The sequence below is a fragment of the Bradyrhizobium sp. CCBAU 51627 genome, from assembly GCF_028128765.1.
In the GTDB taxonomy this organism is placed as follows: domain Bacteria; phylum Pseudomonadota; class Alphaproteobacteria; order Rhizobiales; family Xanthobacteraceae; genus Bradyrhizobium.
Genome location: NZ_LBJG01000069.1, coordinates 1 through 15,402, shown reverse-complemented (window position 1 = coordinate 15,402; position 15,402 = coordinate 1). Strand labels below are relative to the sequence as shown.

The window sequence follows — 15,402 nt, the reverse complement described above, 5'->3', positions numbered from 1 at the left end:
TCTCCAACGCGGTCTGTTGCGGTAGCGGCTTCCTCAGCATGCCATCTTGAATCAAAAACCCCCGGCAAAAGCCAGGGGTTTGTCAGCAGCCTGAGCCCGGCTGGTTCAGCCGGGCTTTTTTGCGAGCGCGACAGGTCAAGAAGTTGGACACGAGGTTCCTGGCACCGGCGGCGTCGTCCCGCTGGTGATGGCGGGGACGAAGCTCGTCTGGCGAGGGTAGAGGTAGTAGCTGTCGCTGAGCGCAACAGTGCCGCTGATCGTGTAGCCGAGGTTGGGCGTATAGAAATATGTCGCTTCACCGAGGATGAGCCCGCTTGCGGTCGGCACCCCCGTCAAGGATGTCGGCAAGTTGATTGTTGTCCCGGCCGTTCGTGCCGTGCCGTTGAGCGACTGGCTCCAGATCACCTTGGCTGTGGTATTGTCGCCGTTCGGCTGCACCTCCGACACGGTCACGACTGCCTTGGTGATGTCATAGGGTGAAAGGACCTTGGATGAGGCGCCGAGGATTCCGGTCACGTCGCTCGTGGTCACGCATTTGTTCTGCGACACAATGTCGGCGATCGTATGCACGGTATTCGTGACCTTGACGTTGATCGAGAGCGCGTTGCCGAGTTCGACTCCGCCGATGCAAAGCAGCAGCATGAACGGCAGCACGATGGCGAACTCGATCGCTGCCACCGCATCTTCGTTGGCTCGGAATTGCCTCAGGCGGATGGACCGGCGGATCATTGATAGGGCTCATTCTGGAACGCGGCGGACGCCGTGATCTGGCGATTGCCATTCGGAAGGTTTGCCAGGGTAAAACCGAGCGGTCCCCCGAAGACCGGCCATTGGTAGATGACCTCCAGGATGACCTTGTCGCCAGGACCCCCGGGGCTAAAGGGCCAGTTGTTGGTGACGTTCCCGTTGGCATCGAACGTCAGTGTTGGAGCCGCCGCGATCAACGTCGACCAGCTGCTCGCGGATTGGACGCTGATCATCAACTTGTTGCAGTTGAAGATGATGCGGACCTGCGAGCAGACCAGGCTCGAAAATTGTGTCTGCGTCATCCCGGCCCCTTGCACCTGACCGGTCAGGATCTGTCGAGCCGATTGCTGCACGACCTGCTGGAGCAATTGCTGGCCGAAGAAGACCAGGAATATCTGGATGATTCCAATCAGCAACGCGATGAACGCCGGCGCCACGAGGGCAAATTCGACCGCGTTCGCGCCTTTGGTGTCTTTGCGGAATGCGGCGAGGAGATCGCGAAGCCGCTTTTTTCTGTGCGGACTGGTCATGCGTTCCCTCAATTGGTCAGATGAGGGGCCGTTTCCACGACCTTCTGGAAAAGTTTGTTCAGCGCGCCTGTGATGTCGCCGCCCGATTGTACGTCAGAGAACAAGTCGGGCGACGATGCGCAGGATTGCAGGTTCTGCGCGATCTGCCCGGTCGAGGACGAGGGGGTGTTGAATGGCGAGATATAGGAATTATACCAGCTGTTACTTGTGAGCGGCAGGTACTCGGTATAGAGCACCGCGATGCGAATTCCCCTGTTCTTGATCGTCGTGCATATCGACGTGTCGATGGGTTGCTGACATCGGTATTTCGAGCCGGTGGCAAGCGGTGTGCCGCTGCAGGACGACTTTAGCGATACAATCTTGTCGTCGACCCCGTCGGTGACGAGGAATACCACTTCCTGGGGCGTGTCTCCGGTTTGGTTGGATCCGCCGCCAGGTGCGGGCATGAGGGCATTGACGCTCGAGAGGGCATTCTCGATGTCGGTGCCATAGTCGGTAGTGATGCTGCATCCCGAGACCACACAGTTCTGATGGTCGACGGTGAGGAGCGTGATGTTGTTGGCCGCCTGACTGGCAGCAGTCGTCAGGTCGGCAGATGGCAGCCCCGATGGCGCGTAAACCGTGTTGAAGCCGTAGTCGAAGGTATAGATCGCGGCCTTGTAAGTGTTGTTGTTCACTGCCTCTTTGGCTTGCGCCGTGCTCATGAGGCTTGCGGTGGCCTGGGCGACGAGATCGATGCGCAGCGTGATATTGTTATTGCGCGCGATGGTAAGATTGTCCTTGGTCGAGGAGTTTGCGCCGCTGTCGAGGCTAGGGTGGGCTTCATGGCAGGCGAACGCGCAATTTGCCGAGCCGCCGGGTTGGTTCTTCGTCGCCGTTATCATGTTGGAGATATCGTTCGCCGTCGCCGCGATGCCCATTGATGGCGAGTCGTCAAGCAGCAGATAGAAGTTGATGTTCGGCGCACCGGAAGCGCTGGCGGTCGCTCCGCCTCTGATCGGCCACACCGGGGCGCCGAGCACGCTCGGGAAGGCGTTGCTGGAATTCGCGGTGTAACTAACGGTCGCCGTGCGCACCAGGCCGACATTGCCGACAGTGATCGTCAGGGTGGGGGCCCCGGACAGACCGCCGGCGATTGCGTTCGCGGTCGCATTGAAAATGTTCGTGGCGGTCGTTTGTGCGACCGTCGTGCTTTGGGCCATCATCGATGGCGTCACGGCCGCGATTGCGGCGGCATCGGCCGCGGCGTCGAGCTGCGATTGGCGACGTTGGGCCTGGGTGTAATCGATCGCCATGCCCAGCAGATAGATGGTCGGGAACAGCATGATCGCAAAGAGAACGGCGACGTTGGCCTGCTCGGCGGCGGCAAAACGAGCTAGGTGTCGGCGAATGCACCGGACAACGGGCAGGCGAAACATGATTTTCCCCGAAATCAATGATTTCCCCGGATTTCAGGCCCCGCAGTTGAATTCCAGGTAAACTTGACCGCACAAAACCGGGGCTGGTGCCGCGCAAAAGGTCGCGTTTCCCTTGCCAAAGGTGTTTCTGGTTAAATAGCCGTGAAACCCCGGGGAGGGATTGCTTTGTAAAATCGGTCCGAATTGATTAACCTTGTCGGGGATCGCCAGGACCGGGAATCGGGACCGCCGCGGCCGCATCGGTTGGACCTCTGCACGCTTGCGGCGAGCCGGGGGCAGGCCCATATTCCCGCAATCGATCCGGCCCGGACCGGACCGGTTGGAAGCGGCGATCCAACAAGGCGGCGCGCCTGCGCGAGGCTCCCGAGGGCGGGGCCGGGCGGCGGGTCGTCATACGCTTCCGTGGGGAATTTGAACGCCTGAGCCATGCCGCAACTGACTTTCAGACTCGACCTGTCCGCGGCCGCCGCCGCCCACGCTCCCCGGATGAGCAATGACGAGAACCGTTCCGGTGGCCCGGCGGGTCCGAATACGTCCGTCATCACCAAGGTCAAACCGAAGACCAAACGGCCGAATCTCTACCGCGTGCTGATCCTGAACGACGACTACACCCCCATGGAGTTCGTTGTTCACGTGCTGGAGAAGTTCTTCCAGAAGGACGTCGAGGCCGCGACCAAGATCATGTTGCACGTCCATCATCATGGGATCGGCGAGTGCGGCGTGTTCACCTACGAGATCGCCGAGACGAAGGTGACGCAGGTGATGGATTTCGCCCGCAAGCACCAGCACCCGCTGCAATGCGTGATGGAAAAGAAGTAAGGCGCATCACGGCGGTTCGAAGCTGACCCTGGCGCATGGCGGAGCGTGATTTGCCGCGTCGTGCCGTCTGGTGGTGCTTCGGCTTATCCCGGCGCAGCTACCGGCGAAATTACGGAAATCCGCGCCAGCGAGAATCTGTCCAAGACTCCTGCCCAAATCGGAACGGGTTTTGCATCGAGAATACCGCAGGTGTCCAGCCGCCGAGTCGCGGAACCGGTCTTTCGCCGCGATCTTGTATAACTATATGTGACAAAGGTTGTTGTTGCCTGACCGGGCGATGGCGATCATGATGGTGGGGGCCATAGAGGACGCGAATGCCGACTTTTTCCCAAAGCCTTGAACAATCCCTGCATCGTGCACTGGCGATCGCCAATGAGCGTCATCACCAATATGCGACGCTCGAGCATCTCTTGCTCTCCCTGATCGACGATTCCGATGCAGCTGCGGTCATGCGCGCCTGTAGCGTCGATCTCGACAAGCTCCGTACGAGCCTCGTCAATTACCTTGAGACCGAATTCGAGAATCTGGTGACGGATGGCGCCGACGACGCCAAGCCGACCGCCGGTTTCCAGCGCGTGATCCAGCGCGCGGTGATCCACGTGCAATCCTCCGGTCGCGAAGAGGTGACCGGTGCCAACGTGTTGATCGCGATCTTCGCTGAGCGGGAGAGTCACGCCGCGTACTTCCTGCAAGAGCAGGACATGACGCGCTATGACGCCGTCAACTACATCAGCCATGGCATCGCCAAGCGGCCGGGCGTCTCCGAGGCGCGCCCCGTGCGCGGCGTCGACGAGGAGACCGAGACCAAGGGCAACGAGGACGCCAAGAAGAAGGGCGAAGCGCTCGAGACCTATTGCGTCAACCTCAACAAGAAAGCGCGCGAGGGCAAGATCGACCCGGTGATCGGACGCAATTCCGAGATCAACCGCGCGATCCAGGTGCTGTGCCGCCGCCAGAAGAACAATCCGCTGTTCGTCGGTGAGGCCGGCGTCGGCAAGACCGCGATCGCGGAGGGCCTTGCCAAGCGTATCGTCGACAGCGAGGTCCCGGAGGTTCTGGCGGCTGCGACCGTGTTCTCGCTCGACATGGGCACGCTGCTCGCCGGCACGCGCTATCGCGGCGATTTCGAGGAGCGGCTCAAGCAGGTGCTGAAGGAGCTCGAGGCGCATCCCAACGCCATCCTGTTCATCGACGAGATCCACACCGTGATCGGTGCGGGCGCGACGTCGGGCGGGGCAATGGATGCTTCGAACCTGCTCAAGCCGGCGCTTGCCTCGGGCACGATCCGCTGCATGGGCTCGACCACCTACAAGGAATACCGCCAGCACTTCGAGAAGGACCGCGCGCTGGTGCGGCGCTTCCAGAAGATCGACATCAACGAGCCGACGGTCGAGGACGCCATCGCGATCCTCAAGGGCCTCAAGCCCTACTTCGAGGATTACCACCGCCTGAAATACACCAATGAGGCGATCGAGGCTGCGGTGCAGCTCTCCTCGCGCTACATCCACGACCGCAAGCTGCCCGACAAGGCGATCGACGTCATCGACGAGTCCGGTGCGGCGCAGATGCTGGTCGCCGAGAACAAGCGCAAGAAGACGATTGGCATCAAGGAGATCGAGACCACGATCGCCTCGATGGCTCGGATTCCGCCAAAGAGCGTGTCGAAGGATGATGCCGAGGTGCTCAAGCATCTCGAGCAGACCCTGAAGCGCACCGTGTTCGGCCAGGACAAGGCGATTGAGTCGCTCGCCGCTTCGATCAAACTGGCTCGTGCCGGCTTGCGCGAGCCGGAGAAGCCGATCGGCTGCTATTTGTTCTCCGGTCCCACGGGCGTCGGCAAGACCGAGGTGGCAAAGCAGCTCGCGGCGAGCCTTGGCGTCGAGTTGTTGCGCTTCGACATGTCCGAATACATGGAGCGGCACACCGTATCGCGCCTGATCGGCGCGCCTCCCGGCTATGTCGGCTTCGACCAGGGTGGCCTGCTCACCGATGGTGTCGACCAGCATCCGCATTGCGTGGTGCTGCTCGACGAAATCGAGAAGGCGCATCCCGACCTCTACAACGTGCTGCTCCAGATCATGGACCACGGCCGGCTCACCGACCACAACGGCAAGCAGGTCAACTTCCGCAACGTGATCCTGATCATGACCACGAACGCAGGTGCTTCGGATCTTGCCAAGCAGGCGTTCGGCTTCACGCGCTCGAAGCGGGAAGGCGACGACCACGAGGCGATCAACCGGCAGTTCGCGCCGGAATTCCGCAACCGTCTCGACGCGATCGTTTCGTTCGGTCATCTCAGCGTCGAAGTGATCGGCACTGTCGTCGAGAAGTTCGTGCTTCAGCTCGAAGCGCAGCTCGGCGACCGCGACGTCACCATCGAACTGTCCGAGCCCGCCAAGGCATGGCTGGTCCAGCATGGTTACGACGAGCAGATGGGCGCGCGTCCCATGGCCCGCGTGATCCAGGAGCACATCAAGAAGCCGCTGGCCGACGAAGTGCTGTTCGGCAAGCTCAAGAGCGGTGGCCACGTCCGCGTCGTCCTGGTCAAGGACGAGGCCGACGAGACCAAGGAGAAAATCGGCTTCGAGTTCGTCGAGGGCCCGGTCACGCCGAAGCAGGAAAAGCTGCCCGGCGCCCGCAAGCGCCCGCCGGGCAAGCCCAACAGGCCGGGCGGCCCCGGCGGCTCCAAGGGACCGACCTCGAAGGGCCCGCTGGTCAAGGTTTGATCGGCGCAGCATGAATCGAAAAGGCCGGCTGACAAGCCGGCCTTTTGTGTTCGAGCTTCACCTCCTGTCGGATGGTGGTCACTCGCCGCGGAGGCGCTGGTCATCCTGCACCCGTACATGTTCGGCGCCGCGCGCGCCAGCGGGCGACAGCCGCAGCATGCTCAGCATGGCGCCGCAGAGGGCAAATCCGACGCCGGTCAGGAGCGCGATCCGGGTTCCGTCGACTGGGTAGCGGCCGAGGAACAGTGCCACGAGTGCGGCTCCGGTGGTCTGGCCGAGCAGGCGCGCCGTGCCCAGCATGCCGCTAGCGCCGCCGGCACGTTCGCGCGGGGCCGCGGCGATCATGGTGCGGTTGTTGGGCGTCTGGAACAGGCCGAAGCCGGCCCCCGCCAGCGCCATCCGCCAGATGACATCGAGTGGTGTCGGGCTCGCCGGCAGGAGGGCGAGCGCGGCGAGGCCACAGGCGAACAGTGCGAGCCCGATGCCGCCGAGCAGGCCAGCCGGATAATGCTCGACCAGACGGCCGGCAAGAGGAGCTGCGAACGCCACCGCGATCGGCCATGGCGTGATCAGGAGGCCCATGTGCACCGCCGAATAACCGAAGCGGCTCTGGAGATAAAAGGGGATGGCCACAAAGGCCAGCATTTGCCCGCAGAACGAGGCGATCGAGGTGGCGATCGACAGTCCGAAGACCGGGATACGCAACAGATCGATCGGCAGGAGCGGCGATTTCATGTGCGTTTCGCGGTAGACGAGCAACGCACCGGCGACGATCGCGATGGCGAATTGGATCAGGCAGGTCATGGTCGCCTCGCCATGGCCGACGCTATCGATCGCGGCGATGCCGACGCCGAAGGTGATCGCCGAGAGCCCCGCGCTCTGCCAGTCGAAGGAGTGACTCGCTGGCGTCGTATGCGGCAGGCTGCGCAGCCCGAGCACGAGGGTGGCGATGCCAAGCGGGACGTTGATGGCGAACAGCCAAGGCCAGCTGCCGACCGCAAGAATGCCGGCCGCGAGCGTCGGTCCGACCGCAGCGGAGAAGGCGACGACGAGCGCGTTGAGCCCGATGCCGCGGCCGAGCAGGTTGCGCGGATAGGTAAAGCGCACCAGCGCCGAGTTGACGCTCATGATGCCAGCCGCGCCGAACCCCTGGATGATGCGAGCGACGGTGAGCAATGGCAGCGTATGCGCCAGCGCACAGAAGGCGGATGCGAGCGTGAACAGCACGAGCCCGACCAGATAGACGCGGCGATAGCCGACGATCTCGCCGAGCGAGGCCAGCGGCAGCAGCGAGATGGTGATCGCAAGCTGGTAGCCGTTGACGATCCAGATCGAGAAAGCAGGGCTCGCATTCAGATCGGCTGCGATCGTCGGCAGCGCGACATTGGCAATCGCGCTGTCGACCACGGCCATGATGATGCCGAGCGCAATGGTCAGCACCGCCTGGTTGCGCTGAGGCTGCGGCAGGCCGTCGACGTGCTCGATGGTGGTTGACGACATCGTAAAGCGTGTTCGGTTGAGGCGCGAGTTACTGGTCGGCAACTTGGTCCGACCCGGGATGGTTCCAGCCAAAGCCGCGGGCATTTCAGCCCTATTTCGGCCTCCGCGGCTCCTGAATCGCCCTGAGGTAGCTTACCACGGCCTCGGCGTCGTCACGGCCGAATCGCGCCGTCGGCATGGAGCGATGAATGCTGCTGTAGCCATCTTGAAGGCGCTGTGTGAAGTCGGGATCGTAGATTTTGTTCTCACCGAGATAGCGGAACGGCGGCGCCAGTTCGTTCGGGCTCGCGCCCGTCCTGCCGACGGCGTGGCAGCGCGCGCACATCCGCTGCAGCATTGCTTCAGTGCGCCGCTGCTCAAGCTCCAGGGCTTGACTGGCGGTGCCCCATAGAACGCCGATGGCCAGCAGGATCGGCGCGAACCTCTTCATCTCCGTACTCCCGTCATTCCCAGCGCGAGGTTGCCTTGGCCCAGACGTAGAGTGCAATCAAGGCGATCGTTACCCCTGTGGAGAAGATCAAGATGCGGCGATCCCAATCGATCCTCTCTCGTTCCGCTCTTCCGAACGAGAGAACCGTGAACAGAGCCTTCATGGCAAATCGGCGCATCGGGAGCCTCGCGAGCGTTGCAGGATGCCACGAGCGACGCAAGCGGACTTGATCAAGCTCAAGGGCGGGCGCGCGCCGGATGTCAGTGCCGCAGCTGGCTTTGCCTGTAGTCGCGCGGCGACATGCCGAAATGCTCGCGGAAGACGCGACCGAAATGCGAGACGTCGTTGAAGCCCCAGGCAAATGCAATTTCGCCGATGTGGCGGTGGGCGAGCACGGGCGAGGCGAGGTCGCGTTTGCACTGGGCAAGACGCTCGACGAGCACATGGCGCTGGAACGAGGTGTCCTCGTCGGCGAGGAGATCGTTGACGTAGCGCGATGAGATGCCGAGTGCGGCGGCGGTCTCACTCAGGGAGAGATCGGGATCGGCGAGCCGCGCGCGGATATGCGCCTTGAGCCGGTAGAGCAGGGCAGAGCGATGGGTCGAAGACGGCAGCGAAGTGTTGCCGAGCCGCTCGGTGAGCGCCATGGCGAGCAAGTCGATGGCCTGCTCCGACAGGGCCGCGGCGCTGTTCGGCGCAAGCCGGTCGGCGCTTCGACAGAGCCTGTAGATGAAATCATAGGCGAGCTGCTCGAGCGGCGCATCGGCGCCGTACGTGATCGCAGTAAGCGTCTCGGTGCCGCCGAGCCGCCGCTTCATCATCTCGCGGGGCACCTTGAAGATGACCTGCGAGAAGCTGTCCCGGAATTTCAGCTCATAGGGGCGCGTGGTGTCGTAGAGCGCGAATTCGCCCGGATGGATCACTGTCTCGCGGCCGTCCTGCACCACGCCGCCATCGCCGCGATGGCCGAGCGCGACCAGAACGTAATCATGATCCGAGCGTGCGATGCGAGAGGGCGTGCGGAAGACATGCTGGCGGTCGGAACGGACCTCGGAGCAAACGGCTTTGCCGAGCGGGACTTGGGTCACCGAACCATGAAAGGCGCTGCCAAGGTCCGACTTGCAGTCGAGACCGACGAAGACGTCGCAAACGATGTCTTGCCAGAGAGCGAGCCGGCGGTAGCCGGGGCTGCCATCTGTCGTGAACTGGATTGTCATCGGCAGGCCTCCTCATACTCCAGCGAACCTCAGGGCGACATGGATGCGGGCTGACCGCAGGCAAATTCTGTACCGGGGGCGAGATCCCTTCCAGTCGAGTTTTTGTTCCGCCGTGGTCGAGCGCATGCCCGCCCGGCTTGGCCCAATAGACTGCATTGGACGTGGTCTTGGATCAACCGGCAAGGGAGGTGGCAATGGGCATTGAACATCCGAAATACAAGGTCGCGGTGGTGCAGGCGGCGCCCGCCTGGCTCGACCTCGATGCTTCGATCGACAAGTCGATCGCGCTGATCAGGGAGGCTGCGGAGAAGGGTGCCAGGCTGATCGCCTTCCCGGAGGCCTTCATCCCCGGTTACCCCTGGCATATCTGGATGGATTCGCCGGCCTGGGCGATCGGCTGCGGCTTTGTGCAGCGCTATTTCGACAACTCGCTGTCCTACGACAGCCCGCAGGCCGAGCATTTGCGCGACGCCGTCCGTAAGGCGAGGCTTACGGCCGTGATCGGTCTGTCTGAACGGGACGGCGGCAGCCTCTATCTGGCGCAATGGCTGATCGGGCCGGACGGCGAGACCATCGCCAAGCGCCGCAAATTACGGCCGACCCATGCCGAGCGCACCGTCTATGGCGAGGGCGATGGCAGCGATCTTGCGGTCCATGCACGCCCCGATATTGGCCGCATCGGCGCGCTGTGCTGCTGGGAGCATCTCCAGCCACTGTCCAAATACGCCATGTACGCCCAGAACGAGCAGGTGCACGTGGCGGCATGGCCGAGCTTCTCGCTGTACGATCCGTTCGCGCCAGCCCTCGGCGCCGAGGTCAACAACGCCGCCTCGCGCGTCTATGCGGTGGAAGGCTCCTGTTTCGTGCTCGCGCCTTGCGCGACGGTGTCGCAGGCGATGATCGACGAGCTCTGCGATCGGCCGGACAAGAACGCGTTGCTGCATGTGGGCGGTGGTTTTGCCGCGATCTATGGCCCCGACGGCAGCCAGATCGGCGATAAGCTTGCACCCGACCAGGAGGGACTGCTGATGGCTGAGATCGATCTCGGCGCCATCGGCGTCGCCAAGAACGCCGCCGATCCCGCCGGGCATTACTCGCGGCCCGACGTCACGCGGCTGTTGCTCAACAAGAAGTCGTACAAGCGGGTCGAGCAGTTCGCGCTGCCGGTCGACACCATCGAGCCTACCGATATCGGCGCGGCGGCGAGCTGATCATCAGGGACGAGGGGAGGACATGATTATGGAATCCGCAATTCCTGCACATCTCGAAACCCAGCGTACCCGCCACAAGCGGGTGCCCGATGATTACCGGCCGCCATATCCCTCGTTCGTGGCGCGCTACAAGCCCGGCGTGAACCGTGTCGTGATGGCTTATTTCGGCGTGCAATATCGTGGGGCAGCACCGGCGGCTGCGGCGGAGGCGCTGGCAGAAATCGCCGGGCTATTTGCCGGCGAGGGCGGCCCCTCGCATTGGGATCGCGCGCACTATGTTGATCAGGCCGGCCACGCCAACATCGTCTCGGTGGCTTATTGGGACGATATCCGGCGCTTCGACCCCTGGTTTGTGCCGGCACGCGAGGCGTGGACCGGACAGCTGCGCGAGGACATCGGCACCTTCATCGAGGTGCTGCGTCCCACCGTCGCGCGGCACGAGACGCTGTTCTCCTCGCTCGGTAGACCCGAAGGTGTTGCGGTCATTGCTGACGGCATGAGCGGCGAAGTGCAGGAACACGCCTATTGGGGCGGCATGCGCGATCGTATTCCGCTGTCGCAGACCGATCCGATGTCGCCGGGCGGCACCCCCGAGCTGATCCGCGACGGCGCACGAACGCGTGTGAAGGCGCACGACAATCTGTGCCTGATCCGCTCCGGGCAGGACTGGAGCGATACCGAGGCGTCGGAGCGAAAGCTCTATCTCGAGGACGTCGAGCCGGTACTGCGTGAGGGCATGGATTTTCTGCGCGACGACGGCCTTGCGATCGGCTGCTATGCCAACCGTTACATGCGGGTACTCTCGGCTGACGGCGGTGCGAGCGAAAAATCCTATGGTCAAAGCTGGTGGAAGAGCTTGGCCACGCTGGAGCGGTGGGCGGAATCGCATCCGACCCACGTGAAGATCTTCGGTGCGGCGATGAAGTACCTCTCGACGCTTGGGCCGTCAGCGAAGCTGCGGCTCTATCACGAGGTCACGGTGGCCGCTGCCGATGAGCAGTTCTTCGAATATCTCAACTGCCATCCAAAGACGGGGATGCTTGCGGCTGTCGAGACGGTCCCTGCTTAGGCCATGCAGTGATCGAGCAGTTCCGGATGCACGGCACAGATGTGATGCGCGCCGGCGTCCTTCAGTTCGGCCTCGCTGCCATAGCCATAGAGCACCCCGATCGCCGTCATGCCGTTGGTCCGGGCACCGACGACGTCATGGCTGCGATCGCCGATCATGATGGCGCTGTCCGCATTGGCTCTGGTCTCCTCGAGCGCGTAGCGGAGCAGGTCGCGCTTGTCGACACGCGTGCCGTCGAGCTCCGAACCGAACACGCGCTCGAAATAGGGTTTCAAGCCGAAATGATCGACGATGCGGGTGGCGTAGACCGCAGGCTTGCTGGTCGCGACGAACATCCGCGGTCTCGTCGCGGCAAGCGTCGCCAGCGTATCGAGGATGCCGGCATAGGCCTCGTTCTCGAACAGGCCGATATCGCTGAACCGCTCACGGTAGAGCAGCAGCGCCCGGTCAGCCAGCTCCGGGCTGCCCGTGAGCTTCTGCAGGCTCGCATGCAGCGGCGGCCCGATGCACCAGGTCAGCTCATCCTCATCAGGGACCGCGAGGCTCAGCCTTTCCAAGGCGTACCGGATCGAGCGCGTGATCCCGGGTTTCGGGTTGGTCAGGGTGCCGTCGAGATCAAAGAAGATGGTTGCCATCAGGAGCCAGCCCACGTCGAAACTGCCGGCCCGTTGCTAGTCCGATCGGACTTCCAGTCAAGAGCCGTCTCGTCACTGCTGTTTCGCCCATTCCACGATCGCGGCAGCATCTGGGCCAGCCTGCGCTTCCCAAGCGGTGATCGTGCCCGTCGCGGCCGTTCGCAGCGCCACGACGAGGGACGCAGGTGCGGGCTCGGCGATGTGGACGCCATTGTCGCGCATGCGCGTATAATTTTCGGTCGTGCGATGGGCCAGTAGCGCGAGCTGGCTTTGCTCGGTCTCGGCTGCGGCGGCCAGCACCTCGCGCTGTATCGGCTCGGGCAGCGCTGCGAACGCCTCGTTCCGGACGAAGGCGATCGAGACCGGCATCGCGTAGTTGATGGCCGCGAAATAGGGCAGGAAGTCCCACAGCTTGCGTCCTGCGCCGCCATCACCGGACGTGAGGAATGCGTTCAGCCGGTGCTCCCTGAGCCCGGCAAGCGCGGTGTCCATCGGAAGGAATTGCGCGTTCGCGCCGCCTGCTTTCATCACGTCGCTGGAATTGGCATCGTAAGCGCGCAGGTTGAGTTTCGGCAGGTCATCGGCGCCCGCGAGCGGCCGGTCTGACCACAGGCCCGTCGCCGGCCAGATCGTTAGATAGAGCAGCCTGAGGCCGCGGGCGGCGAGGGCCTTCTCGTAAAGCGGCCGCGCGCGCGAATTGACGGCGGCGGCGATATCGACCGATTGCACCACGAAGGGAAGGGTTGAAAGACCGAGCACGGGGTCAACGCCAGAAAGCGTGCCGGCGAAGGCATCGCCTCCGGCTATCCGGCCGTCCAGGGCCGCGCGCGGCATTTCGCCCGAGCTGATCTTGAGCTGATTGTCGAAAGCGTTGGTCACGGTCACGAAACCGTTTGTGCGCGCGGCGACGCGATCAGCGAAAGTGGCAAGCCCGATCCCGGATATGTTGTTCTCCGGATATTCGGTGGTCATCCGCCAGACGGCTTGAGCGGTACTGTTCGGGCTGATTTGCGCCTTGGTCGGCGCAGCGCAGAACATGAGCGCGGCGAAGACGAAGACTAGGATAGTATGGATCTGTCGGGCGGGGGAACGCATTGGGAGAAGCAGGTCAGGCAGCATCGATTGGCAACTCGTCGAACCATGGCACAACGCCAAGATATGGCAGATCGTCTTGTTGCATACCGCGCCCGCGCCCGCCACAGTGATGCGTGGGCAAGGGTGGCGCGAATAGTATCACTCGTCATCGTCGCACTGCTGGTCCCGGCGACGGGAGGAGCGGCCGAGGACGGCTCGTCGGCAACGACGGATAATGGAGCACCGAGCGTCCAGGCGCCTGAAACACCGCCTGCCGCGCCACCGGAGAAGCCTGCGGATGACCGCGAAAGCGATACGCGGGAATCGATCTGCCTGATCGTTGAGGCGGCCGCCCGTGATGCCAATCTGCCGCTGGAATTCTTCGCCCGGGTGATCTGGCAGGAGAGCCGCTTCCAGGCCGATGCGGTGGGACCCGTAACGCGCAGCGGCGAGCAGGCGCAGGGGATCGCGCAGTTCATGCCGGGTACGGCGAGCGAGCGGGGGCTGCTCAATCCGTTCAATCCGGTTCAGGCCCTGCCGAAGTCGGCGGCGTTCTTGAACGAGCTGCGCAACCAATTCGGCAATCTTGGTCTCGCGGCCGCCGCCTACAATGCCGGCCCGCGACGGGTGCAGGAATGGCTCGCCGGCACCGGTGGCATGCCAGAGCAGACGCGCAACTATGTCTATGCCATCACTGGCACGACGGTCGACGCATGGGCCAAGGCCGGCAGTACCGGCAAGGGGCCGCCGAGCTCTCCGCCGACGAGCTGCCGCGACCTGATGGCGCTATTGAAGCGCGCGCCGAACCCGTTCGTCGCCGAACTCGAGCAGCATGTCGAACTCGCCGCCGCCAAGATCTGGGGCGTGCAACTCGCCGCCGGCTTCGACCGTAACAAGGCCCTGGCGATGTACTCTCGCGCCGTCACGCGTCTCAGCGCCGTGATCGGTGACCGCGATCCCAGCCTGTTGAGCTCTGTCATGCGCAGCCGTGGTTCGCACGCCTTCTATCAGGTGCGCATCGGCGCCGACACGCGGCCCGAGGCTGACGATCTCTGCAATCGCATCCGGAAAGCGGGAGGGGCGTGTTTCGTGCTGAAGAATCGGGGCGTAAGGGGATAGGGAGCGCCGGGCGCAAGCGATCTTGCTGGCGCCGCCTTGCCGGCATTTTCGCCGGCAAAGTCTTCATGCTGGCCGGCACGTGTTGGCTGGGCTAAAACCCTCGCGAACAGCCAAGGAACTGGAAATATGGTTCGCGAAAACGAGCTCCGCGAGGGCGAGGTCGCCATCGAGCTGCCTTCGACAGAGGATGCCGGCCTCGTCTTCATCGGCCGCATCCGCACGCCTTGGGCCTCGCGGCTGGAGACGCCGCGGCAGGGGCGCACCGACGGTCCGGTTTGTCGCCTGGAGATTTTCGAGCCGTTCGTGCCGGCGATCAAGGGTGTGGACTTCTACAGCAATCTCGAAGTGCTCTATTGGCTCGACAAGTCGCGCCGCGACATCGTGCTGCAAAGCCCGAAGAACAACGAGAAGACCCGCGGCACGTTTTCGCTGCGCTCGCCGGTGCGGCCCAATCCGATCGGGACCTCGATCGTCAAGCTGGTCGGGATCGAGGGAAATGCGATCCTGGTGCGCGGCCTCGACTGCATCGACAACACGCCGCTGATCGACATCAAGCCGGATCGTTGCGAGTTCACGCCGCTCGCTGCGCCGCAGCCGGGGGATTTCCAGACGGAGTAAGGGGGCGCACCCTCCTAACCCGTCATTGCGAGGAGCTCTTGCGACGAAGCAATCCAGACGGTCCCTGCAGAGGCAGTCTGGATTGCTTCGCTGCGCTCGCAAGCAATGACTGGAGGTGAGACCTAAAGCGTGATGGCATTAGGTTCGATAGCCTGAGTTTTTCAGGTAGTTGGCGCATTCCTCGGATGTGAAGGCATCGAGTGCATGGCCGATTGCGGCGCAGACCGCGTCGACGGTTCGCGCCGCAGCTTTGCGGAGCAGGTGCTTGAGCTTGGCGAAGACCTGTTCG

The 15,402-nt window shown here is 63.2% G+C and carries 15 protein-coding genes and 1 pseudogene; 6 read left to right on the top strand and 10 right to left on the bottom strand.

What is annotated here, in order from left to right:
• Positions 1 to 135: 135 nt before the first annotated feature.
• From XH88_RS26110 to XH88_RS26100, 3 genes are read right to left on the bottom strand one after another with little or no spacing between them, the layout of a single operon-like run.
• Entirely contained in the window at positions 136 to 678 is a 543-nt protein-coding gene (locus tag XH88_RS26110; protein WP_271671114.1) for a TadE/TadG family type IV pilus assembly protein, read from the bottom strand.
• A 47-nt stretch (positions 679 to 725) separates the two neighbouring features.
• On the bottom strand, positions 726 to 1,277 hold the full coding sequence (locus XH88_RS26105) for a TadE/TadG family type IV pilus assembly protein (RefSeq protein WP_271671113.1): 552 nt from the start codon (positions 1,275 to 1,277) through the stop codon (positions 726 to 728).
• An 8-nt stretch (positions 1,278 to 1,285) separates the two neighbouring features.
• The gene (locus XH88_RS26100) at positions 1,286 to 2,695 is read right to left on the bottom strand and encodes a TadE/TadG family type IV pilus assembly protein (protein WP_271671112.1); all 1,410 of its coding nucleotides are present in this window, start codon (positions 2,693 to 2,695) and stop codon (positions 1,286 to 1,288) included.
• A gap of 486 nt (positions 2,696 to 3,181) precedes the next feature.
• On the opposite strand from XH88_RS26100, the gene clpS reads away from it, so the two are divergent.
• On the top strand, positions 3,182 to 3,514 hold the full coding sequence (gene clpS / locus XH88_RS26095) for an ATP-dependent Clp protease adapter ClpS (RefSeq protein WP_027530069.1): 333 nt from the start codon (positions 3,182 to 3,184) through the stop codon (positions 3,512 to 3,514).
• 314 nt (positions 3,515 to 3,828) lie between these two features.
• A complete protein-coding gene (gene clpA / locus XH88_RS26090) occupies positions 3,829 to 6,240 on the top strand; it encodes an ATP-dependent Clp protease ATP-binding subunit ClpA (protein ID WP_271671111.1) in 2,412 nt (803 codons plus the stop codon).
• A 78-nt stretch (positions 6,241 to 6,318) separates the two neighbouring features.
• On the opposite strand, the gene XH88_RS26085 is transcribed toward clpA, so the two are convergent.
• The 4 genes from XH88_RS26085 to XH88_RS26070 all read right to left on the bottom strand — a co-directional run bounded on the left by XH88_RS26085 (position 6,319) and on the right by XH88_RS26070 (position 9,387).
• A complete protein-coding gene (locus XH88_RS26085; RefSeq protein ID WP_271671110.1) occupies positions 6,319 to 7,740 on the bottom strand; it encodes an MFS transporter in 1,422 nt (473 codons plus the stop codon).
• Between the two features lie 91 nt (positions 7,741 to 7,831).
• Entirely contained in the window at positions 7,832 to 8,170 is a 339-nt protein-coding gene (locus XH88_RS26080) for a c-type cytochrome (RefSeq protein ID WP_271671109.1), read from the bottom strand.
• Positions 8,171 to 8,183: 13 nt separating this feature from the next.
• Positions 8,184 to 8,348 (bottom strand): hypothetical protein, encoded by a 165-nt coding sequence (locus tag XH88_RS26075; protein ID WP_164938733.1) that lies wholly within the window; start codon positions 8,346 to 8,348, stop codon positions 8,184 to 8,186.
• A gap of 82 nt (positions 8,349 to 8,430) precedes the next feature.
• Positions 8,431 to 9,387 (bottom strand): helix-turn-helix domain-containing protein, encoded by a 957-nt coding sequence (locus XH88_RS26070; protein ID WP_271671108.1) that lies wholly within the window; start codon positions 9,385 to 9,387, stop codon positions 8,431 to 8,433.
• 194 nt (positions 9,388 to 9,581) lie between these two features.
• Between XH88_RS26070 and XH88_RS26065 the strand changes: the two genes are divergently transcribed.
• Together XH88_RS26065 and XH88_RS26060 are read left to right on the top strand one after the other, a co-directional pair.
• The gene (locus XH88_RS26065; protein WP_271671107.1) at positions 9,582 to 10,598 is read left to right on the top strand and encodes a carbon-nitrogen hydrolase family protein; all 1,017 of its coding nucleotides are present in this window, start codon (positions 9,582 to 9,584) and stop codon (positions 10,596 to 10,598) included.
• A gap of 28 nt (positions 10,599 to 10,626) precedes the next feature.
• Complete coding sequence (locus XH88_RS26060) at positions 10,627 to 11,667, top strand: phenylacetaldoxime dehydratase family protein (RefSeq protein ID WP_271671115.1); 1,041 nt, start codon at positions 10,627 to 10,629, stop codon at positions 11,665 to 11,667.
• Here the strand turns inward: XH88_RS26060 and XH88_RS26055 are convergent.
• Both XH88_RS26055 and XH88_RS26050 read right to left on the bottom strand, forming a co-directional pair.
• On the bottom strand, positions 11,664 to 12,302 hold the full coding sequence (locus XH88_RS26055) for an HAD family hydrolase (RefSeq protein WP_271671106.1): 639 nt from the start codon (positions 12,300 to 12,302) through the stop codon (positions 11,664 to 11,666). The two genes, XH88_RS26060 and XH88_RS26055, sit on opposite strands and share 4 nt — an antisense overlap.
• Positions 12,303 to 12,374: 72 nt before the next feature.
• Positions 12,375 to 13,421: a TRAP transporter substrate-binding protein gene (locus XH88_RS26050; RefSeq protein ID WP_271671105.1), complete on the bottom strand. Its 1,047-nt coding sequence runs from the start codon at positions 13,419 to 13,421 to the stop codon at positions 12,375 to 12,377.
• Positions 13,422 to 13,460: 39 nt separating this feature from the next.
• On the opposite strand from XH88_RS26050, the gene XH88_RS26045 reads away from it, so the two are divergent.
• Together XH88_RS26045 and tsaA are read left to right on the top strand one after the other, a co-directional pair.
• Entirely contained in the window at positions 13,461 to 14,495 is a 1,035-nt protein-coding gene (locus XH88_RS26045; RefSeq protein ID WP_442868472.1) for a transglycosylase SLT domain-containing protein, read from the top strand.
• Positions 14,496 to 14,621: 126 nt separating this feature from the next.
• Positions 14,622 to 15,113, top strand: a complete 492-nt coding sequence (gene tsaA, locus XH88_RS26040) for a tRNA (N6-threonylcarbamoyladenosine(37)-N6)-methyltransferase TrmO (protein ID WP_271671103.1) — start codon at positions 14,622 to 14,624, stop codon at positions 15,111 to 15,113.
• A 138-nt stretch (positions 15,114 to 15,251) separates the two neighbouring features.
• On the opposite strand, the pseudogene XH88_RS26035 reads toward tsaA, so the two are convergent.
• Positions 15,252 to 15,402 (bottom strand): annotated as a pseudogene (locus XH88_RS26035) (IS630 family transposase); the annotation flags it as partial.

Bases quoted from the DNA above. Each gene is read 5' to 3' on its own strand.
- XH88_RS26105 (WP_271671113.1), bottom strand. From the start codon at position 1,277: ATGACCAGTCCGCACAGAAAAAAGCGGCTTCGCGATCTCCTCGCCGCA.
- XH88_RS26100 (WP_271671112.1), bottom strand. From the start codon at position 2,695: ATGTTTCGCCTGCCCGTTGTCCGGTGCATTCGCCGACACCTAGCTCGT.
- clpS (WP_027530069.1), top strand. From the start codon at position 3,182: ATGAGCAATGACGAGAACCGTTCCGGTGGCCCGGCGGGTCCGAATACG.
- clpA (WP_271671111.1), top strand. From the start codon at position 3,829: ATGCCGACTTTTTCCCAAAGCCTTGAACAATCCCTGCATCGTGCACTG.
- XH88_RS26085 (WP_271671110.1), bottom strand. From the start codon at position 7,740: ATGTCGTCAACCACCATCGAGCACGTCGACGGCCTGCCGCAGCCTCAG.
- XH88_RS26080 (WP_271671109.1), bottom strand. From the start codon at position 8,170: ATGAAGAGGTTCGCGCCGATCCTGCTGGCCATCGGCGTTCTATGGGGC.
- XH88_RS26075 (WP_164938733.1), bottom strand. From the start codon at position 8,348: ATGCGCCGATTTGCCATGAAGGCTCTGTTCACGGTTCTCTCGTTCGGA.
- XH88_RS26070 (WP_271671108.1), bottom strand. From the start codon at position 9,387: ATGACAATCCAGTTCACGACAGATGGCAGCCCCGGCTACCGCCGGCTC.
- XH88_RS26065 (WP_271671107.1), top strand. From the start codon at position 9,582: ATGGGCATTGAACATCCGAAATACAAGGTCGCGGTGGTGCAGGCGGCG.
- XH88_RS26060 (WP_271671115.1), top strand. From the start codon at position 10,627: ATGGAATCCGCAATTCCTGCACATCTCGAAACCCAGCGTACCCGCCAC.
- XH88_RS26055 (WP_271671106.1), bottom strand. From the start codon at position 12,302: ATGGCAACCATCTTCTTTGATCTCGACGGCACCCTGACCAACCCGAAA.
- XH88_RS26050 (WP_271671105.1), bottom strand. From the start codon at position 13,421: ATGCTGCCTGACCTGCTTCTCCCAATGCGTTCCCCCGCCCGACAGATC.
- XH88_RS26045 (WP_442868472.1), top strand. From the start codon at position 13,461: ATGGCAGATCGTCTTGTTGCATACCGCGCCCGCGCCCGCCACAGTGAT.
- tsaA (WP_271671103.1), top strand. From the start codon at position 14,622: ATGGTTCGCGAAAACGAGCTCCGCGAGGGCGAGGTCGCCATCGAGCTG.